23 protein-coding genes are annotated in these 20,111 nt (G+C 33.8%); 15 read left to right on the forward strand and 8 right to left on the reverse strand.

Annotated elements, in window-relative coordinates; all coding sequences use genetic code 11:
• The first annotated feature begins 69 nt into the window (after positions 1 to 69).
• From K0R77_RS05580 to mutS, 3 genes are all read left to right on the forward strand, one after another.
• Positions 70 to 954 (forward strand): cupin-like domain-containing protein, encoded by an 885-nt coding sequence (locus K0R77_RS05580; protein ID WP_300349609.1) that lies wholly within the window; start codon positions 70 to 72, stop codon positions 952 to 954.
• Positions 955 to 1,047: 93 nt separating this feature from the next.
• Positions 1,048 to 1,422 carry a hypothetical protein gene (locus K0R77_RS05585; protein WP_300349612.1) on the forward strand — a complete coding sequence of 125 codons (375 nt, stop codon included), beginning with the start codon at positions 1,048 to 1,050 and terminating at the stop codon, positions 1,420 to 1,422.
• Between the two features lie 163 nt (positions 1,423 to 1,585).
• Positions 1,586 to 4,174 (forward strand): DNA mismatch repair protein MutS, encoded by a 2,589-nt coding sequence (gene mutS, locus K0R77_RS05590; RefSeq protein WP_300349614.1) that lies wholly within the window; start codon positions 1,586 to 1,588, stop codon positions 4,172 to 4,174.
• On the opposite strand, the gene K0R77_RS05595 is transcribed toward mutS, so the two are convergent.
• Positions 4,175 to 4,621: a hypothetical protein gene (locus K0R77_RS05595; RefSeq protein ID WP_300349617.1), complete on the reverse strand. Its 447-nt coding sequence runs from the start codon at positions 4,619 to 4,621 to the stop codon at positions 4,175 to 4,177.
• 189 nt (positions 4,622 to 4,810) lie between these two features.
• On the opposite strand from K0R77_RS05595, the gene K0R77_RS05600 reads away from it, so the two are divergent.
• The 3 genes from K0R77_RS05600 (at position 4,811) to K0R77_RS05610 (ending at position 6,426) form a co-directional block, all read left to right on the forward strand.
• The gene (locus K0R77_RS05600) at positions 4,811 to 5,299 is read left to right on the forward strand and encodes a TlpA disulfide reductase family protein (RefSeq protein ID WP_300349620.1); all 489 of its coding nucleotides are present in this window, start codon (positions 4,811 to 4,813) and stop codon (positions 5,297 to 5,299) included.
• 6 nt (positions 5,300 to 5,305) lie between these two features.
• Positions 5,306 to 5,959 (forward strand): thioredoxin family protein, encoded by a 654-nt coding sequence (locus K0R77_RS05605; RefSeq protein ID WP_300349622.1) that lies wholly within the window; start codon positions 5,306 to 5,308, stop codon positions 5,957 to 5,959.
• A gap of 89 nt (positions 5,960 to 6,048) precedes the next feature.
• Positions 6,049 to 6,426, forward strand: coding sequence for a DUF2809 domain-containing protein (locus tag K0R77_RS05610; RefSeq protein WP_300349625.1), 378 nt, complete (start codon positions 6,049 to 6,051; stop codon positions 6,424 to 6,426).
• A 38-nt stretch (positions 6,427 to 6,464) separates the two neighbouring features.
• Here K0R77_RS05610 and K0R77_RS05615 read toward each other — a convergent pair whose 3' ends face one another.
• The 3 genes from K0R77_RS05615 to K0R77_RS05625 all read right to left on the reverse strand — a co-directional run bounded on the left by K0R77_RS05615 (position 6,465) and on the right by K0R77_RS05625 (position 9,355).
• Positions 6,465 to 7,385, reverse strand: coding sequence for a YARHG domain-containing protein (locus K0R77_RS05615; RefSeq protein WP_300349628.1), 921 nt, complete (start codon positions 7,383 to 7,385; stop codon positions 6,465 to 6,467).
• A gap of 6 nt (positions 7,386 to 7,391) precedes the next feature.
• Positions 7,392 to 8,030, reverse strand: a complete 639-nt coding sequence (locus K0R77_RS05620; RefSeq protein WP_300349631.1) for a DUF2306 domain-containing protein — start codon at positions 8,028 to 8,030, stop codon at positions 7,392 to 7,394.
• Positions 8,031 to 8,146: 116 nt separating this feature from the next.
• Positions 8,147 to 9,355, reverse strand: a complete 1,209-nt coding sequence (locus tag K0R77_RS05625) for an NAD(P)/FAD-dependent oxidoreductase (RefSeq protein WP_300349634.1) — start codon at positions 9,353 to 9,355, stop codon at positions 8,147 to 8,149.
• Positions 9,356 to 9,647: 292 nt separating this feature from the next.
• On the opposite strand from K0R77_RS05625, the gene K0R77_RS05630 reads away from it, so the two are divergent.
• From K0R77_RS05630 to K0R77_RS05640, 3 genes are all read left to right on the forward strand, one after another.
• A complete protein-coding gene (locus K0R77_RS05630) occupies positions 9,648 to 10,142 on the forward strand; it encodes a thioesterase family protein (RefSeq protein WP_300349637.1) in 495 nt (164 codons plus the stop codon).
• A gap of 61 nt (positions 10,143 to 10,203) precedes the next feature.
• On the forward strand, positions 10,204 to 11,268 hold the full coding sequence (gene thiL, locus K0R77_RS05635) for a thiamine-phosphate kinase (protein ID WP_300349640.1): 1,065 nt from the start codon (positions 10,204 to 10,206) through the stop codon (positions 11,266 to 11,268).
• Positions 11,269 to 11,349: 81 nt separating this feature from the next.
• Positions 11,350 to 11,799, forward strand: coding sequence for a hypothetical protein (locus tag K0R77_RS05640; RefSeq protein WP_300349643.1), 450 nt, complete (start codon positions 11,350 to 11,352; stop codon positions 11,797 to 11,799).
• A 51-nt stretch (positions 11,800 to 11,850) separates the two neighbouring features.
• Here the strand turns inward: K0R77_RS05640 and pepT are convergent, their stop codons facing one another.
• Entirely contained in the window at positions 11,851 to 13,098 is a 1,248-nt protein-coding gene (gene pepT / locus K0R77_RS05645) for a peptidase T (protein WP_300349646.1), read from the reverse strand.
• A 187-nt stretch (positions 13,099 to 13,285) separates the two neighbouring features.
• On the opposite strand from pepT, the gene K0R77_RS05650 reads away from it, so the two are divergent.
• From K0R77_RS05650 to K0R77_RS05660, 3 genes are all read left to right on the forward strand, one after another.
• Positions 13,286 to 14,134: a hydroxymethylglutaryl-CoA lyase gene (locus tag K0R77_RS05650; RefSeq protein WP_300349649.1), complete on the forward strand. Its 849-nt coding sequence runs from the start codon at positions 13,286 to 13,288 to the stop codon at positions 14,132 to 14,134.
• A 32-nt stretch (positions 14,135 to 14,166) separates the two neighbouring features.
• Positions 14,167 to 14,568, forward strand: a complete 402-nt coding sequence (locus K0R77_RS05655; protein ID WP_300349651.1) for an OsmC family protein — start codon at positions 14,167 to 14,169, stop codon at positions 14,566 to 14,568.
• Between the two features lie 242 nt (positions 14,569 to 14,810).
• Entirely contained in the window at positions 14,811 to 15,647 is an 837-nt protein-coding gene (locus tag K0R77_RS05660) for a sulfurtransferase (RefSeq protein ID WP_300349653.1), read from the forward strand.
• 169 nt (positions 15,648 to 15,816) lie between these two features.
• Here the strand turns inward: K0R77_RS05660 and K0R77_RS05665 are convergent, their stop codons facing one another.
• From K0R77_RS05665 to K0R77_RS05675, 3 genes are all read right to left on the reverse strand, one after another.
• Positions 15,817 to 16,143, reverse strand: coding sequence for an SUF system Fe-S cluster assembly protein (locus K0R77_RS05665; protein ID WP_300349656.1), 327 nt, complete (start codon positions 16,141 to 16,143; stop codon positions 15,817 to 15,819).
• Positions 16,144 to 16,146: 3 nt separating this feature from the next.
• Positions 16,147 to 16,848 (reverse strand): 3'-5' exonuclease, encoded by a 702-nt coding sequence (locus tag K0R77_RS05670; protein WP_300349658.1) that lies wholly within the window; start codon positions 16,846 to 16,848, stop codon positions 16,147 to 16,149.
• A 69-nt stretch (positions 16,849 to 16,917) separates the two neighbouring features.
• Complete coding sequence (locus K0R77_RS05675) at positions 16,918 to 17,265, reverse strand: tRNA-binding protein (RefSeq protein ID WP_300349661.1); 348 nt, start codon at positions 17,263 to 17,265, stop codon at positions 16,918 to 16,920.
• A gap of 208 nt (positions 17,266 to 17,473) precedes the next feature.
• On the opposite strand from K0R77_RS05675, the gene K0R77_RS05680 reads away from it, so the two are divergent.
• From K0R77_RS05680 to K0R77_RS05690, 3 genes are all read left to right on the forward strand, one after another.
• Positions 17,474 to 18,049 (forward strand): DUF4840 domain-containing protein, encoded by a 576-nt coding sequence (locus K0R77_RS05680; RefSeq protein ID WP_300349664.1) that lies wholly within the window; start codon positions 17,474 to 17,476, stop codon positions 18,047 to 18,049.
• A gap of 96 nt (positions 18,050 to 18,145) precedes the next feature.
• Entirely contained in the window at positions 18,146 to 18,709 is a 564-nt protein-coding gene (locus K0R77_RS05685) for a sigma-70 family RNA polymerase sigma factor (RefSeq protein ID WP_300349667.1), read from the forward strand.
• The gene (locus K0R77_RS05690) at positions 18,702 to 20,102 is read left to right on the forward strand and encodes an outer membrane beta-barrel protein (RefSeq protein WP_300349670.1); all 1,401 of its coding nucleotides are present in this window, start codon (positions 18,702 to 18,704) and stop codon (positions 20,100 to 20,102) included. Before K0R77_RS05685 ends, K0R77_RS05690 begins: the two co-directional genes overlap by 8 nt.
• Positions 20,103 to 20,111: the final 9 nt, after the last annotated feature.

Here is a 20,111-nt window from a genome sequence, read left to right on the forward strand (position 1 = left end):
TATTCGGCTATAAAATTTTAGTAAAATTCAAAAAAACACTATTTTTATTTCGCATTAAATTACATACTCATGATTCTCGAAAACGTAGATGTTGTCAATGATATCAGTAAAGAAGATTTTCAGGAAAATTATTTCAAAAAACAGAAGCCGCTGCTCATAAAAAATTATGCGAGCCGTTGGGAGGATTTCGACAAATGGAATTTCGATTTCATTAAAGAAAAAGCAGGCGAACAGGAAGTTCCGTTGTATGACAATAAACCTGCAGATTCGAAGAAGAGTTCAGATGCTCCCGTGACCAAAATGAAAATGAAAGATTATATTGATACGATAAAATCTAAACCTTCGGATCTGAGAATTTTCTTTTATATCATTACCGACCGGCTTCCGGAATTGCTGAAAAATTTCACCTATCCCGATTTGGGAATTAAATTTTTCAAAAGACTTCCGACTTTGTTTTTTGGCGGAAGTGATGCGCATGTTCTGATGCATTACGATGTCGATTTAGGGGACTTTATGCATTTTCATTTTGAAGGAAAGAAAAGAATTCTTCTGTTTGATCAGAAACAGTCGAAGTTTTTATATAAAGTTCCGTTATCGGTTCATACAGTTTATGATATCGATTATGAAAACCCTGATTATGAAAAATTCCCGGCTTTAAAATATGCAAAAGGGATCGAGATTTTCATGGAACACGGAGATGCGCTGTTTATTCCTGGAGCATTCTGGCATTTTAACAGATATTTAGAACCCGGTTTTTCGATGTCATTGAGAGCCTTACCAAATAAGCCGAAAGTTTTTGCCAATATGCTGTATCATGTTTTCATTATGCGATATACCGATAAGATTTTACGAAAATTGTTTAAATCTGAATGGGTTGATTATAAGCAAAAATGGGCTTATGAAAAAGCGACGGAAGCTTTGGAAAAGTTTGAGAGGAAATCTGCGAAAAATTAATTTCTCAAAGATAGCATAGATTTTTACTGATGATTTTAAATATTCGCTTCTTAGCAGAAATGTTATCCATGTAATACTTAAATATAAAAGATTATGAAATTACTTTACTTAAGTTTATTTTTTACTTTTTCAACTTCTTTTTTTGATTGCCAAAGTTCTTATTCACCAGCTAAAATGTATAAAGTGCTTCCAACACTCACGAAATCAAAGCTTGTTCTTCAAAGTGAAATTGATTCCTTGATTTCGGCTGACAAATGTAAGTATTTAACAAAAGGAAGAAGTTATGCTGCTCCTATTGGTTTATTTGCAAAAAATGACTTAAAAAATGCAGCGAAAGGCATAGATGAGTGGGTAGAATTAGATAAAGGAAATACATATGTACTTACAAATTACAAATGGGTACCAGCTGACCATTTAGGTTCGACCCAACTATATGTAGATTTTGATACGTTATATTGCACGAAGTAAGTTCAACTAGAATAGTTTTTCTTGCTATTTTTAAAATACTTACAGCCTTGAGAGATTATTCAATAGAAATTTCCAAAACATTCGTTTTCAATTTAATCAAAACCAATTTGCCTCAAGGATTTTATTTCCTATTTTTACCAACCCAATTTCAACCCAAATTTTAATGGCAAAGGCGACGAAAAAAGAAACCCCGTTAATGACACAGTACAATACCATCAAGGCGAAATATCCTGATGCACTTTTGCTTTTCAGAGTGGGAGATTTTTACGAAACTTTTGGGCAGGATGCCGTGAGAACTTCCCAGATTTTAGGCATTGTTCTTACTAAAAGAGCCAACGGTGACGGTCACATCGAACTGGCGGGATTTCCGCATCATTCTGTGGATTCTTATTTACCTAAATTGGTCAGAGCCGGAATCAGAGTTGCCATTTGCGATCAGTTGGAAGATCCGAAAACCGTAAAAGGAATTGTAAAACGTGGAGTAACTGAATTGGTAACGCCCGGAGTTACGTTCAACGATCAGGTTTTGACTTCCAAAAAGAACAACTTTTTGCTTTCTCTCCATAAAGAAAAAGAAAAATACGGAATTGCTTTGGTTGATGTTTCCACAGGAGAATTTTTGGTAAGCGAAGGAAATTTAGATAAGATCTTACATATCATCAATACATTTGATCCGAGTGAAATTATTTACCAGAGAAGCGTACAAATTCCGGATCAGCTGAAAAACAGGAATGTTTTTAAACTCGAAGACTGGGCATATCAATACAATTTTGCTTACGAAAAATTAACGAATCAATTCAGAACCAATTCATTAAAAGGTTTTGGTGTTGAGAATTTACCTTTGGCAATTACCGCTGCAGGAGCCATTTTCGCTTATCTTGTTGAAGATACCCACCATAAATTACTGGCGCACATCACCAAAATTCAGATTATCCCGCAGGAAGATTATCTGATGATGGATCATTTTACGCTGAGAAATCTTGAAATCGTTTATCCAAGCAATCCGAAAGGGAAATCACTTTTAGATATTATCGATAAAACGTCTACACCAATGGGCGGAAGATTATTGAGAAGAAGAATTATTCTTCCTTTAAAATCTGTTAAAGAAATCGGAAGACGACTTTCCTTAATTGACTTCTTAAACGAAAATGACCAGCTGAAGTATGAGATTTCTCAATTATTAAGAGCAATTTCAGATTTAGACCGATTAATGGGGAAATTGGCAGCAGAAAAAATTTCACCAAAAGAATTGGGATATTTGCGTCAAAGTTTGATCAATATTCAGAAAATTAAAGGATTGCTTCATCCTCATGCAGATGTTTTAGCTTGGCTTGAACCATTAAATTCTTTGGATGAATTAATAGAATTGCTTGAAAATCATTTGAATGAAGAACTCCCGGTAAATCTTGCAAAAGGAAATGTCATCAAGCAGAATATTTCTGAAGAACTCGACCATCTGAGAGGTTTACAAAATAAAGGAAGAGGCTTTCTTGATGAAATGTGTCAGCGTGAAGTAGAACGCACCGGAATTACAAGCCTGAAAATTGATTTCAATAATGTTTTCGGATATTTTATTGAGGTAAGAAATACTCATAAAGATAAAGTTCCGAGTGATTGGATTAGAAAGCAAACGCTTGTGAATGCTGAAAGATACATCACTGAAGAATTAAAAGAATATGAAAGTCAGATTCTGGGAGCCGAAGAAAAAATTAGCGTTCTGGAAAATCAATTGTATCGAAAAGTCTGTTCAGACACAATAATTTACATGGACAGGATTCAGGAAAATTCGAATATCATTGCGCAGCTTGATGTTGCGGTTGGCTTGTCTGAGCTTGCGGTTTCTGAAAGTTATACAAAACCTGTTTTGAATGATGGTTTCGCCATCGATTTAAAAGAAGCAAGACACCCGATTATAGAAAATGCACTTCCTTTAGGTGAAAAATATATTCCGAATGACATTTTTTTAGATAAAGATTCTCAGCAGATCATTATGGTTACCGGACCCAACATGGCGGGTAAATCGGCAATTCTTCGTCAGACGGCAATTGTTTGTTTGATGGCGCAAATCGGAAGTTTTGTTCCTGCAAAATATGCCGAGATCGGAGTTTTAGATAAAATTTTCACAAGAGTTGGAGCGAGCGACAATATTTCAGCCGGAGAATCAACTTTTATGGTGGAAATGAATGAAGCAGCTTATATTTTAAATAATATATCAGATCGTAGTTTGATTTTATTAGATGAAATTGGTCGTGGAACTTCCACGTACGACGGAGTTTCCATTGCATGGGCGATTGCAGAATATCTTCATCAGCATCCGACGCAGGCAAAAACATTATTTGCGACGCATTATCATGAGTTGAATGAAATGACCGTGAATTTTGATCGAATTAAAAACTTTCACGTTTCTATTCAGGAAAATAAAGGAAATATTATATTTTTAAGAAAATTGATTCCTGGTGGAAGTGAGCACAGTTTTGGTATTCACGTTGCTAAATTAGCGGGAATGCCATCAAAAGTGGTCAACAGAGCCAATGATATTCTGAAAACGTTGGAAGCCAGTCGCTCACAAAGCGGTTCTTCTGAAAGCATCAAAAAAGTTACTGAAGAAAATATGCAGCTCTCATTTTTTCAGCTGGATGATCCTGTTTTAGAAAATATCAGAGAAGAATTGACGAAAATCGATATCAATACTTTGACACCGATTGAAGCTTTAATGAAACTGAATTCTATTAAAAAAATGATTGGGAAGTAATTAAAACTTATTAGTCAGAGGAAAATACATCAGGTAACGTACCGGTTCGCCATTGACGGTTGCGGGTTTCCAGCGGGCAAATATTCGTTTTAAACCGAGTTCTGCGGCCTCAGCGTGCTTTATATTGGTTCCGACTGCGGTTACATTTCTGACGTAGCCGTTTTTTTCGACAATAAAATAGAGACGTGTATCTACTTTTTCTTTGATTTTTACATCCAAAGTTTCTATACTTTCAAAATATTTTCTTTTAAAGGCTTTAATTCCACCTGGAAATTCCGGAACGGTATCTGCATTTGTGAATACGTCTTTCAGGCTCATCTTCTTCTGTACAACAGAATAATCAGGATATGTAGTTACATTTTTCTGAACTGTAGTTTTAGTTCCTGAAACCTGAGCAAAAAGGAGTGTGGTGAAAAACAAACCAAGCAAAAGAAAAGCTTTTTTCATTAATTTAATCTTTATAATACTGATTCTGAAAATCCCAGATGTATAGTTACTCTAAAATCAGCAAACATGATACCACAAATCCTAATCTTTTATTGAATTTTATTTAAATAAAATTATACTTATATATTATTAACAAAGTTTAACAGATTGTATTTCATTGAGTTGTTAATGCTTTTGCTAAATTTGAGAATGAAGAATTTTTTAGGACTTTTAGTTTTATTATTTGGATTGTCTTTGTATAAAGGACAGGTACAGAATAATTTAACATTGGTGAATTATGAAGAACTTGAAATGAAAATTCAAAATAATAAGGATGAACTTTTGGTGGTGAATTTTTGGTCAACAACCTGTGCTCCATGCGTAAAAGAACTACCGGATTTTATGATCGTCAACGAAAAGTTTAAAAATCATCCGAAATTTAAAATGCTCTTGGTTTCATTAGATCGTGCAAAGGATAAAGAAAAAGTGATTCAGTTTATTAAAAAGAAAAATCTGACCACAGAAGTAATTTTGCTGGATGACATCAAAAGAATGAATACATGGATTCCCAGATTTGATAAAAATTGGGAGGGAAATATTCCGGTAACGATCTTGTATAAAAATGGTGAAAAAGTACATTTCAATGATGGCGAAATGAGTAAAGAAGAACTTGAAAATACAATCAACAAAAATTTATAAAATAATATGAAAAGATTTAAAACATTATTGACTGCTTTTGTGATAAGCATCAGCATACTGAGTTTTGCTCAAGCGGGGAAAACTGATTCAGAAACATCAAAGGAAAATACCGATAAGAAAGGATATCAGGTAGGAGACAGGGCAACCGATTTTGAGCTGAAAAATATTGACGGTAAAATGGTTTCGTTGAAAAATTTTACTGATGCTAAAGGTTTTATCGTTGTTTTTACGTGTAACCATTGCCCGTACGCAAAGAGTTATGAAGAAAGAATCGTAGAACTAGACAAGACATATAAACAATATGGCTATCCTGTAATTGCCATCAATCCGAATGATCCCAAAGTACAGCCACAAGACGGTTTTAAGGAAATGATTACCAGAGCAAAAGAAAAAGGTTTCACTTTTCCTTATTTGGTAGATGAAGGTCAGAAAATTTATCCTCAATATGGTGCTACAAAAACTCCTCATGTCTTTGTTTTACAGAAGGAAGGTGATAAAAATGTTGTGAAATATATTGGTGCAATCGACAATAATTATGAAAATGCCGCTGAGGCAACTGAGCATTATGTGAAAGATGCAGTAGATGCTTTGATCAAAGGAGAACCCATAAAAACAACGAAAACTGTGGCAATTGGCTGCACAATAAAAGTAAAAAAATAATATTAATTTCTTATATAGATCAATCGGGCGGACTTTAGTCCGCTCTTTTTTTTAAAACAAAAACAGAGGCTTTGGCCAAAATTAATAAGATGAAATTTAAATTTAACCTGAAGTATCTCCTTTTAACAATACTTCTTTTCTTAATTGAGGTTTTAATTGCAACAGTTCTAAAGGATCAGTTTTTCATAAGAGCTTATCTTGGAGATGTCATTGTTGTGATGTTGCTATATACTTTTGTAAAAAGTTTTTTGATCATCAATGACGTCAAGCTTATTCTCGGAATTTTTGTTTTTTCCTGTCTGATAGAATTTGCCCAATTTTTCAACATTGCAGAAAAATTAGGCTTCCAACCCGGAAGCCTGATGTATATTGTGATTGGAAATTCTTTTTCCTGGATTGATATTGTGTGTTACGCAGCGGGATGCTTATTGCTTTATCTTTTTGTGAAAATTAAAGATAAAATTTGATTCGACCGTTAGAAAATCTGTGCAGATTCGTGGGAATTTTATCTTCCAAACTGGTCATATTTATCCTCCGCATATTTTATAAAACGGTTAAGCAAAGCCACATTTTCCTTTTCCACAGGAGTAAGTTCACTGTCAACATTATTAGAAACCGGAATATACCAATCTGTCTGCTCAAAGAAATTTCTGTAAGTTTCTTTCTTGAATGAATAGCCATGTCTTGCGAAAACCGAATTTTTAATAATTTCCATATCCAATTTTCTCAGGTTTTTAAGTTCTTTTTCTGTAAGTTTCTGTTTTGAGGCATTGATTTTAAAAACGGCTTCAGAGGCAATTCTGTTTTTTGAAGCAGTGTAAGTTTCTGTTTTTCCCGTTTCTTCATCAGTATATTTTTCAACAAAATCTCTAGGATTTGCCCAATCGATCAGATCTGAATTTTCATCCAGCATAAAATTCGGATTATAGACAAACTCTTTTTTGATCAGCTTTAAATTTTTCAAAGGAGCTTTTACGGCAGATTTGTTGAATGCAGTCCATTTTCCGGTAATGCTGTCGTTAGTTAATTTAATTTCAAATCGTCCGTCGGTTTTATCATTTCCGGGCTCGTCTAGCGTAAATGAATTTGAATTCTCATTAAAAATTCCACGGAAAGGTCGCTGAGTTCCGTTCACAATACTTTGCCCGTACACACTGTCTTTGGTGATTCTGTTGATTTTCAGAGAAAGTCTTTTATAATCTGTTCCTTCGTAATATTCTCTCGTTTCACTGTCATACAATTCTCCTTTGCCCGAAAATTCACCTGTGTAAATGCCATAAAATTCTTTATGAATCTCCGGAACAACTACAGAATCTTTTTTAGTAATTAAAGAATCTTTGGAAGTTTTGGTAACTTTTCCGTCTTTTTTACAAGCTGAAAGCGAGATAATAATTAAAGAAGCTAAAGTAATTTTTAAAATTTTCATATCTGTTTATAAGTGTTTTTTTCTGATTAAAAACTCAATTAAAAGAATGTTTGGAATCCAGCCGAGCCAGGCAATGATTTGATAAACATCCATCGGATTTGGGTGGAATAAATGTACAATAAAAACTTTCCACATTCTCAAAGTAATGGCAGAAACCGTCAATGCAAAACTCCGCCACATCCATTTTTTGTGTTCACTAAATTTTTTCTGTCGGGCTAACTGATAAGCTTTAAAAGTAGTAAACCACCAAAGGCAACCTAAAATTACAAAAGAAAGTTTAGATAAAAAACCACCATTCGCAAAAATCCCCATGTAAATTCCTGAAGGAGCTGCAAAAATCAAAATTAATAAAATATAAATTTTTCCTGTATTTCTGTGAAAATTTTTCAGTCCGAAATCTTTTCTTATTATTGCTAAAAACCCTGTAAGTAAAACAAAAATGCTTGTATAAACGTGTGTGTAAAAAAAATAAAGATATTCTGGTCTTTCAACAACTTCTGTTTGCTTGATCATTAAAAAACTGACATTAGTGTCTAAAGGAATGTATTCTAAAGTGATTTTTAACATCAGCCAAAAGAAATATCCGAATCCGATGATTAAAAGGATTTTTAGAAAAGTTGAGATATTTCTTTTGGCTGAAATCATTTATAAGATATATTTCTAACAATAAGAAATTTACATAAAGTTTGTCATTCCGTAGGAATCTCAACAACGCATTTTCAAAACTAAACTTAGATTCCTTCGGAATGAAAAACAATATATTAAAACTGTTTCAAATTCAAATCCTGCGCAATCAACCATGCCTCACTCCAACAAGCCTGAAAATTAAACCCGCCGGTTACGGCATCAATATTCAACACTTCTCCGGCAACATAAAAATAAGGTAAAATTTTCGAAGTCATATTTTTAAAATTAATTTCTTTCAAATCTACACCCCCTGCAGTTACAAACTCATCTTTAAAAGTAGATTTTCCGGTTACCTGAAATTTCTTTTTACAAAGATTTTCCAAAATAGTCTGCATTTCCTTTCCGGAAATATTTGCAATCTGTTTATTCAAATCAACTTTTGAAACTTCTAAAATTCGTTGCCAGAAACGGTTTGTAACATCAAAAATTTTTGACGAACCAATTAACTTTTTAGGATTTGAAATTTTAAAATTCTGAAATAATTGTTCTGCGTCATCAATATCTTTAGAAATAAAATTTACCTGAATCTCAAAATTGTAATTTACTTTCGCCAAATTAATAGCTTCCCATGCAGAAATTTTTAAAATTGCAGGTCCTGAAAGTCCCCAATGCGTAATCAGCAACGGTCCGCTTTCTTCGGTTTTCAATTTTGGAATTGATGTTTCCGCCATTTCAAAACTTGTTCCTGCCAAATCTTTCAATAAATCATCTTTAATATTGAATGTAAAAAGAGAAGGGACCAATTCAATGATTTTATGTCCTAAATTTTCAATCATTTTTAAAGATTTCGGCGAACTTCCGGTTGTGTAGATGACATAATCTGCCAAAAAATCGCCCAAACTCGTTTTTATCAGATATTTTTCACCTTCTTTTTGAATTTCTTTTACGGAACATTTTGTTTTTACTTCAACATCTTTCTGCTGAATTTCATTCTGAAAAGTATCGATAATCGTTTGCGAAGAATTGCTTTCCGGGAAAACTCTGTTGTCATTTTCTATCTTTAACGAAACTTTTCGTTTTTCAAACCAATCCATCGTATCTCCAGGTTGAAATTTTGTAAAAACACTCAGTAATTCCTTGTTTCCACGGGGATAAAACTGAACCAGTTCTTTAGGATCAAAACATGCATGGGTAACATTGCAACGTCCGCCTCCGGAAATTTTCACTTTCTGCAAGACATCAGAATTCTGTTCAAGAATGGTAATTTTATATTTCTTTTCGTCAAGATTTGCGGCGCAGAAAAATCCTGCCGCTCCGCCCCCGATAATGATAATTTGCTTCATAACTAATTAATCTTATGCTGAAGATTATTTTTACAAAACTACAATTTTTATAAACCATCTTATTTGAGTAATTTTGAGGATTATAATTTTTGAACTTTAAAACTCAAAATATAACCATAAAATATAACTTACTTTTTAATCCTTAGCATCAATATTCAGTTAGTTTATCATTCCGTAGGAATCAGCTAAGTTTTGATAAAGCTGTTTAGATTCCTACGGAATGACAAACATGAGGTTAGATTTTTTAATTTTTTTGGTTTAAAAAAGAGTTCAAATTAAAACGATTATTAAAATGATTTTCTACCATACATTTGAAGTACGCTGGAGCGATCTAGACGCCAATAAACATCTTGCCAATTCGTCTTACGTAGCATATTGTGCGCAAACGAGAATGGCTTTTATGAAAAAGGAAAAAATGGGGGTTACGCAAATGAGCCGATGGGGAATTGGTCCTGTAATCATGCACGAAAGATTCTCTTTTTTTAAGGAAATTTTTGCAGACCAAACAGTAATTGTAAGTCTTGAAATCGATGGATGTGCAGAAGATGCTGCCATTTATCGTTTTGTGCATAAATTTTATCTTCCCGACGGTTCACACTGTGCTACTTCAGAAGCTACCGGAGTTTGGATCGATACCATGTTGAGAAAAATGACGACTCCGCCGGATGATGTGATCGAGGCAATGAATAAATATAAAACTGCGGAAACCGTTGTAATGACGAGAGAAGATTTTAAAAAACTTCCTTTCCGTCCGGAAAATATTGATCCGGCAACATTGAATCTTTAAAGTTTTTGAGTTCAAGTTTAAGATTACTCATTACAAATTACCCATTATTTATAATTAAAATATGTTTGAAGATAAAGAACCAGAATTGACGCCAATTTCTAAACTAGGAGAATTCGGGTTGATAAAACACTTAACAGAATTTTTTCCTCTCGCCAACGAATCTTCGGAAGTTGGGGTAGGAGATGATGCTGCGGTCATCAATCCGGGGAATAAAAAAGTAGTTTTAACGACTGATGTTTTGGCGGAAGGAGTTCATTTTAATTTGGGTTATGTCCCATTGAAACATTTAGGCTACAAGGCGGTTGTTGTGAATCTTAGTGATATCGCTGCGATGAATGCAACGCCAACACAGATTTTGGTTTCTCTTGCGGTGTCAAACCGTTTTCCGGTGGAAGCTTTAGAAGAATTGTATTCAGGAATTCAGGCGGCGTGCGGAAGATATAAAGTCGATCTAATTGGTGGTGACACGACGAGTTCCAATGCAGGATTGGTTATGAGTATTACTGCAGTTGGAATTGAAGATGAAGAAAATATCGTAAAAAGGAGTGGTGCAAAACCAAACGATCTGCTTGTTGTTTCAGGAGATTTAGGAGGAGCTTATATGGGACTTCAGATTTTGGAAAGGGAGCACGCTGTTTTCTTAGCTGATCCAAATATGCAACCTGAAATGGAAGGTTTCGATTATATTTTGGAAAGACAATTGAAACCGGAAGCAAGAACAGACGTCAAAGGAATTTTGGAGCAGTTAGATATCAAACCAACGTCTATGATTGATATTTCAGACGGTTTGGCTTCGGAAATCCTGCATCTTTCAGACCAATCTAAAGTAGGTTTCAGATTGTATGAAGAGAAAATTCCGATGGATAATCTGACGATTACAACGGCGGATGATTTGAATTTAAATCCGGTGATGACGGCATTAAGCGGTGGTGAAGATTACGAATTACTGTTCACGATGTCACCAAATGATTTCGATAAAATGAAAAACCACCCTGATTTTACGATTATTGGTCATGCTGTTGAAAACGAAGAAGGAAATTTTATGGTTGCAAGAGGCTCTAACCAATTGGTTGCTTTGACAGCACAAGGTTGGGATGCTTTTTTAAGCAATCAACAGAATGATTAAAATTTAATTTTAAATATTGTGAAGCCACTGCATTTTTTGTAGTGGCTTTTTGTTTAATTTTAAATTGCAGAAAAACGATTTATGAAAAATTGGATCAGATTTCCTATCTTAATTTGTTTATTTATTGTAATGATCATTTATAGTAATAAAATTGAAGCAGAAAATACTGAAAAAAGAGACAGCGTTTTAAATAATGACGTCCAATTTAAAGGTTATGTAGTTGATTTTAGAACTTCAAACAATCATGCTTTTGGGCTTATCAGATTAAAATTAACAGAAAGTTCTGTAAACACATTTAATGATAGTCTTACAACAGGTATTTATCCATACAGAATTAATGGCGATATTGCAGAAATATACACTACAATATCAGATGGTCTTGACTATAATGATACTATAAGCGTGAATTCAAAATCTCATGAAATTGAATTTAATGAAACAAAAAATCATAAAAAGTTTGTTTCTGAGCTATATGTAATCGAAGACTTTGACAATATAAAATTTGTAAAGAAGAAAACTGAATTTCAATAAAAAAATCCAGCTCATTTTTTGAGCTGGATTTCAATTTTATATGAAAAACCATTAAGCTTTCACAATATTCACAATCACTTCCAAAGCCTTTTCCATGCTTTCCAAAGCAACATATTCGTAAGGCCCGTGGAAATTCATTCCGCCTGCAAAAATATTCGGACAAGGCAATCCCATATAAGATAATTGAGCTCCGTCTGTTCCGCCTCTGATGGCTTTGATTTTTGGCTCTATTCCTGCTTCTTTCATTGCTTTTGCAGCAAGGTCAACGATGTGCATTTTGCCCTCAAATTGCTGCTTCATATTGCGGTACTGTTCTTTAATCTCCACTTCAGCGGTTTTTTCGCCATGTTTCTGGTTAAATTCTGCAACTTTTTCTTCCATGAATTTTTTTCTTGCCTCAAATTTTTCATCATCATGATCACGAATGATGTATTGAAGTTTACATTCTGAAACATCAGAAGTCACATCCATCAAATGATAAAATCCGTCAAAACCTTTTGTGGTAGAAGGAGTTTCGTTCGCAGGTAAAGACTGGATAAATTCTGCCGCCAAAAGACTTGCATTTACCATTTTTCCGAAAGCATAACCGGGATGTACACTCAATCCGTGGATTTTTACAACGGCTCCTGCTGCGTTGAAATTTTCATATTCCAATTCTCCAACTTCACTTCCGTCCATTGTGTAAGCGAATTCAACCCCGAATTTTGCCACATCAAATTTATGCGCCCCTCTACCGATTTCTTCATCCGGAGTGAAACCAATTGCCATTCTTCCATGTTTGATTTCCGGATGAGCGATTAAGTATTCTGCTGCCGTTACAATTTCTGCACAGCCAGCTTTGTCATCGGCTCCCAGAAGTGTGTTTCCGTCAGTCGTAATTAAAGTCTGACCGATATGTTTTTTTAAACTTTCAAATTTTGAAGGAGATAATGTGAAGTTTGTTTCTTTGTTTAAAATCAAATCTTCGCCCTGATAATTTTCCCAAACCTGTGGTTTTACATTTTCACCACTGAAATCGGGTGAAGTATCGTAATGGGAAATGAATCCGATCGTTGGCTGAGTGTCATTTTCGAGATTTGACGGTACATAAGCCATAATGTAACCATGCTGATCGATCGAAACATCTTCCAAACCGATTGTTTTCAGTTCTTCTACGATGTAATTAGCGATATCCCATTGTCTTTCTGTAGATGGTGTAGATTCGCTTTCCGCATCACTTGTTGAATATATTTTTACATAGCTGAGAAAACGGTTCAGTAATTTTTCTCTCCACATTTCGTTGAATTCAATTGTATTCATTAGATGTCTAAAATTTTAACAAAGTTAGCAAATTTGATGCTGAGAATAGGTTTTTTGTAATTGAATATGATGTATTGAAATTATAAATCAAATATAAATTATTGGTTATCAAAAGAATCATAGCTTTGTTTTTTACAAAAGGCTAATTGTTTTAGTTTTATTATATTTGAGAAAATCTAAAGTGAAAATGTTTCTTACAGAATGTCCTAGAGATGCCATGCAAGGTTGGGGAGAATTTATCCCGACTGCCAAAAAAATCGATTATATCAACTCATTGATGGAAGTGGGTTTTGATGTTTTAGATTGTCTGAGTTTTGTTTCTCCAAAAGCAATTCCGCAAATGGCTGATTCTGCTGAGGTTGCCGAAAATATCGATAAATCTTTATCAAACACAAAAGTTTCTGCCATCATCGGAAATTACAGAGGAGCCGAAAAAGCTTTGATGCATCCTTCTGTGGATATTTTAGGCTTTCCGTTTTCTATTTCTGAAACTTTTCAGCACAGAAATACGAATAAAAATCAGGAAGAAGCATTTGATGATGTGGTTAAAATGATTGAGCTGACCAAAAGTGAAGGTAAAGAACTCAATCTATATTTCTCAATGGCATTTGGAAATCCGTACGGTGAAATGTGGAAATGGGAAGATGTAGATTTTTGGGCAAACCGTTTTTCTGAAATAGGAATTAAAAATATCTTACTTTCTGATACTACGGGAGTTGCGACGACGGAAACGATCTCTGTTTTATTTGAAAAAATACCGTCTAAATATTCTGAAATTGATTTCGGAGCACATTTTCATAACCGTTATGAAGATTCTTATTCTAAACTGAAAGTAGCTTACGACAAAGGTTGCAGAAGATTTGATAGCGCAATCAAAGGAATTGGCGGTTGTCCGATGGCAAAAGATGACTTGGTGGGAAATATGCCAACTGAGCAGGTCATCAATTTCATGAGTGTGGAAAAAGCTGAACACAAATTGAACTTACTGAATTTCGAAAGTTCTTATAACAAGGCTAAAGATATTTTTCATTTCTGAGACACTGTCTCTTAATTTTATTTTAAAATAATATGACATCAAAAATTACATATATTGGAGGACTCAGATGCTCAGCAGAACATTTACAGTCAGGAACAATCATCGAAAGTGATGCACCAACAGACAATCACGGGAAAGGAGAGAAATTTTCTCCGACAGATTTGTGTGCGACGTCTTTAGCAGAATGTGCGTTGACAACCATCGCTATTTTAGGCAAAGATAAAGAGATCAATATAGACGGAGCATATTGTACGCTTCAGAAAATTATGAAGACTGAACCAAGAAGAATTGGTGAAATTGTCTGTAATTTTGTTTTTTCTGATACTTATTCCGATAAAGAAAAAGCTTTCATCGAAGAAACTGCAAAAAATTGCCCCGTCTCAAGAAGTCTTCATCCCGAATTGGTACAAACCATGATTTTCATTTATCAATAAAATAGCTGCAGAGATTTCTGCAGTTTTCTTTTAGTATCATTTAAATTTTAAATCGTAAAAATAAGAAACAGAGCCTTTGTCATTTCGGAGGAATTTAAACAAATTTGTAACTTTATTAAATACGCTGCCGAGATTCCTCCGGAATGACAAACATTGCTTTGAAATGTATAAATTAAATTATCATTTATTTTTATTTGACTCATAATTTTCAAAACATAAAAGTTATCAACTAATCTCCCAAAATGTCACCAATAATTTCACCTTCCAAATTAAAAAATCTTTTTTCTGAAAATTTGGTCATTCTTGATGCAAGAGCAGGGAAAGATGCTCATCAAAAATATCTTGACAGGCATATTAAAAATGCAAGGTTCATCGATTTAGATAAAGATTTAGCTGAAGTTGGTGAAAATCCCGCTTTTGGAGGAAGGCATCCACTTCCGACAGTTGAAAAGTTTGGTAAAGCTGTTTCTCGTTTAGGAATATCAGAGGGTTCTCATATTGTAATTTATGATGATAAGAATGGAGCAAATGCCGCAGCAAGAGCTTGGTGGATGCTGAAATCTTTTGGATTTGAAAATGTGCAGGTTTTGGATGGAGGATTTGAGAATGCTGAAAAAAATAATTTTGAATTTTCATCAGGTGAGCAAAGTTTTGAGAAAGCTACAATCATCAAAAAAGTTAATTGGCTTCTTGCGGTTTCGAGCTTAGAAGATGTTGAAAATGAATTAACAAACAATTCTGCAACTGTAATTGATGTACGGGATTCTTATCGATACAAAGGAGAATCTGAACCGATTGATTTAGTCGCGGGTCATATTCCCGGAGCGATCAACATTCCTTTTTCTGAAAATTTAGATGAAAACGGAAGTTTTTTGAAACCTGAAATTCTGAAAGAAAAATATTTAAAATTATTAGAAAATAAACCGGAAAAATTAATCATTCACTGTGGTTCGGGAGTTACAGCTTGTCATACAATTTTAGCTTTAGCATATGCAGGTTTTGAAATTCCGAATCTGTATGTTGGATCTTGGAGTGAGTGGAGCAGGAGAGAAGGAAAAGAAATTGTCAAAGGAATTTAGATAATTAAACTATACTTTTGTCATTCCGTAGGAATCTGAGCTATTATAATTAAAACTTTGTCGAGATTCCTACGGAATGACAAACAGATTTTTAAAGAATAGAAAATCAGGATTAGTCAAAAGCAAAAAATGACCAAAATTTGGCAGCTTTTTTTGTTTTAAAGAAGATTTAAAGCATTCCCAGCTCAAATTTTGCCTCTTCACTCATCATATCTTTGTTCCAAGTTGGTTCAAAAGTAAGTTCGAGATCTACTTCATTCACATTTTCTACTTCTTTCACTTTGTCCTTTACCTCTTGTGGAAGACTTTCCGCAACGGGACAGTTAGGACTCGTTAAGGTCATGATGATTTTCACATCGGCTTCTTCCGAGATCTGAACGTCATAAATTAGTCCCAATTCATAAATATCCACCGGAATCTCAGGGTCGTAAACGGTTTTCAGTACTCTTATAATTTCTTCACCGATGTCGGCAATCTGATCGTCTGTAAAGTTCATTTGTTAATCTAAATTGATATTTCTCTGCAATAAATCTTCCTGACGCATACGTCGGAAAATGTTTGCCAAAGTTAAGACATCTTTTTCACAATAGTCAACTATTCGCTGCAAGTCTTTTTCTATGTAGTAGATTGATGAAACCATTGAGCCGTCGATGTCGTCTTTCGGGGTAGGAATTCCAAATACGTGAGCCAGAAGTTCGAGAGAAATATAGCTTTTATAATCACCGAATTTCCATAATTCCATGGTGTCGAGATGTGGTATTTCCCATGGTTTTTTTCCATACATCTGAAATGGAATAGGAGGTTGCATTCCGTTGATCAAAAAACGTCTTGCGATCCAGGGAAAATCAAATTCTTTTCCGTTGTGGGCACAAAGAATAACATCACGAAGCCTCGGACTGTTAAAAAGTTCTCCGAACTCCTGAAGCAGTTTTCTTTCATCACCATTGACAAAACTTTTTATTCTTAAAGTTTCATTTTTTTCCAGCATTCCGATTGTAATGCAGATGATTTTTCCAAATTCTGCCATGATTCCGGCTCTTTCGTAAAAATCTTCGGCAGTAATTTCGTCTTTACGTTGGTATCGTGTTTTTTTATCCCAAAGTTTCTGCTCGGTCTCAGATAATTCTTCCCACGAGCCTGCATTTGGAACTGTTTCAATATCAAGAAATAAGACTTTTTCTAATGGAATATTTTGTATCATAGTCTGTGTTTTTTAGAAATATGTTAGGTTTAATTGTAAAATTTATCAATATCAATTTATTCCAGCTTATTAACCAACTATCAAACCATTTTTTACGGGCAAAGACGTTGTAATAAGAGTTACATCTTTCGGATCTTCGCCATAAACACCCAAAATCAGACATTCGCTAAAAAAAATGACAATTTGTTTTTTGGGAAAATTGACAACTGCCAAAATTTGTTTTCCTAGCAATTGTTCTTTGCTATAAAGCGTTGTAATTTGAGCAGAGGATTTTTTAATTCCTAAATCACCAAAATCAATTTCCAATTGGTAAGAAGGTTTTTTTGCCTTCTCAAAATCATTTACAGTAATGACTGTTCCGCATCGGATGTCAATCTTTTCAAAATCTGCCCAGGAGATTTCAGGTTTTATCGTCATTATAAGGAGTGCTTATTATATTTTAACAAATATATTAAAATAACAAAACTTAAAATGATTTAATAATTAAAACAAAGCTATTGACAATCAATTAATTGTTATTTTTTTTAAACATTTTTGTTAATTCTCATGCAAGATTTACGAAAAAAAGGATTTATATAAATGAGTACTCAAAAGAATAATGTTTAATGTAAAAATTTTAGAATAAATGAAGAAATTAATAGTACTACGATCTCTTATGATTGCAATGTTTGCTTTTTTAGGAATTTCTATGATCTCATGCGAGATTGATAAATATGAACCTGTTCCTGTGAAGCAGGATGATGTAAAAGGGAATTATAAAGCAAGATTAGTGACTTCGCAAGGGAATAAATTCAATGAGAAAATAATTGAGTTTGCAGCTAAAGATACAATCATCACTTTCAAAGATTTTCCGGTAAGAGAAATTGTAAAAACGGTTGTAGCAGATCCTGTAAAAGCAGACACAGTTTTGGCACATATCGGAAAAATTGAATACAAATTGGATTATCAATCAAAACTAAACATCGACCAAAATATAATAGAGTTGACCTTTCAACCAAAGGTTTTAGGATTCCAAATGACTGTTGACGGGACAGCGAAAAATATAGTTGTAAAATTGAAAGCTAATCAAAAAGGTTTTTTTGTAGGATACGACTCGTCTTTGAGGTTTGGGTTTGAGGCAGAAAAAATAAATATTGACGGAGTAGAATTTTCCCCATATCAGACGATAAAATATGATATACCAATTAGTGTCAAAAATTAAATAGTAATTAGTTTTTAAGTTAGGATTAGCCTCAAATAGAGGCTTCCTATCTTTGTATTATGTTAAATTGAGTTGAATGGTATCATCATTTAATTAATGAAAAATAAGGAGCAGATTTTGGTCGACTGTCTTTTAAGAAAGGAAGAAGTGGCTTGGAAAGAATTTTTCGAAGCTTATTCGGGCAACCTATCTTATGTGTGTTCCAGATATATTATTGATGCAGAGGATGTTAATGACGTTTTGCAGAATAGCTTTTTACAGATGTTCCACTCAATTTCTTCTTTTGAGTATAGGGGTGCAGGTTCTTTGAAAGCATGGATTACTAAAATTGTAGTCAATGAATCTTTAAAACATATAAAGAAGAAGCTCAATTTTAAAGAAATTTCAGATGATTTTGAAATTCCTGCTGAAGAGGGAGATGAAGATCCAAATTTTGAAGAAATTTCACAACACACCATTATGGAAATTATACGTGCCCTTCCGGAAGGTTACAGAACAGTTTTCAATCTATATGTTTTTGAGAAAAAAAGTCATAAGGAGATTGCAAAAATTTTGGGAATTGCAGAAAATTCATCTGCATCACAATTTCACAGAGCAAAAGCAATTTTGGTGAAAAAAATAAAAGAATATAAAATGTCTAAAACAGCGCAATATGAGTAATGACTGGCTAAATGATCTGCGCAGAAAGATGGAAAATCATACGGATGATGTTCCGGATGAATTATGGGATGATATAAGATACAAACTTTTTGAAGAAGAAAAGACAAAAGCACCTATTCTGATTCAAATGAACGATGATTTGAAGACTGAAAAAAAAGCAATTAAAAATAATAAAAAACACCAATCTCTATATTATCGTATTGGTGGTATTGCTGCTGCGATTGCAATGTTTTTTATTTTGGACAGATTAATTGATTTTAATAGCAAAAAAGAACAATCCCAAGTATCTGAATATGCTAATAAATCCGGAGAAACTATTTACAATGATCAAAAACCAGCTATAGATAAAAATGACGGATCTACTGAGAATTCTTTAGAAGAAAGAAGAGGTGTAATCGTCATGAATTCAGGTAAAGAAAAAAGAAGAAATCACATTTTAGATAAAAACATTTTTATTAATAAAACAAATTCTAAAATTGATTTTTGGAAAGAAAACACTTTTGAAGTACAAACGAAAAGTAATGACAATATCTTAATGCAAGATGCTAAAAGATTAGTTCAGACAGAAAATTTGAATTTGGGTAAACAGCAAGAAAACATTGAAGAATCAACTCACGAACTTCTTACTAAACAAGAACGAGAATGGAAGGGAAAATTTGAAGATTCAGAAAAAGCGAGGCTGGCAAAAAATAAGTCTAAGAAAAAATGGATGGTCGGTGTGCTTACAGGAAATACTTCTTCAAACTCAACTGATCAGTTTCCCGGATATGCTACTCTTAATGGAACCACATTGAGCCTTCCCGAAGTTTGGAGTGTAGGTTTTGAAGAAAATCCGTTGATGGAAATTCTCTTAGCAAATCAGGATAAAAAAGTAGATGCAAAAATTAAGCACAAGACTCCGGTTACTTTTGGGGCTTCGGTTTATTATAATATAGGAAAAAAATGGGGGATAGGAACGGGAATTAATTATACAAAACTATCGGCGGAAGTTGTCTCAGGAAGCAGTGATAATTTTATCAGCAGTGAGCAAAATATTCATTATTTAGGACTTCCTGTTCAGGTTAATTATAATGTAATTCAAAAGGGAGCTTTCACAGCTTATATTACGGGGGGAGGTGTTGTAGAAAAAGCAATTTCGGGACAAATAAAAACCAAATATATCGTAGATGGTTTGCCGAAAGAAGAAACAAAAGAAGATATCAGCGAGAAACCCGTGCAGGTTTCAGCCAATACAGCAGTTGGATTTCAGCTAAAAATACTGAAACAAATTGGAGTTTATGCCGAGCCGGGAATAGGATACCATTTTAATGACAACAGCAATCTAAAAACTATTTATAAAGAAAAACCTGTGAATTTCAATTTGAAATTCGGAATCAGGGTGTCAATTAATTAAATCATAACA

Source organism: Chryseobacterium sp., assembly GCF_029240215.1.
Classification (GTDB): Bacteria; Bacteroidota; Bacteroidia; order Flavobacteriales; family Weeksellaceae; genus Chryseobacterium.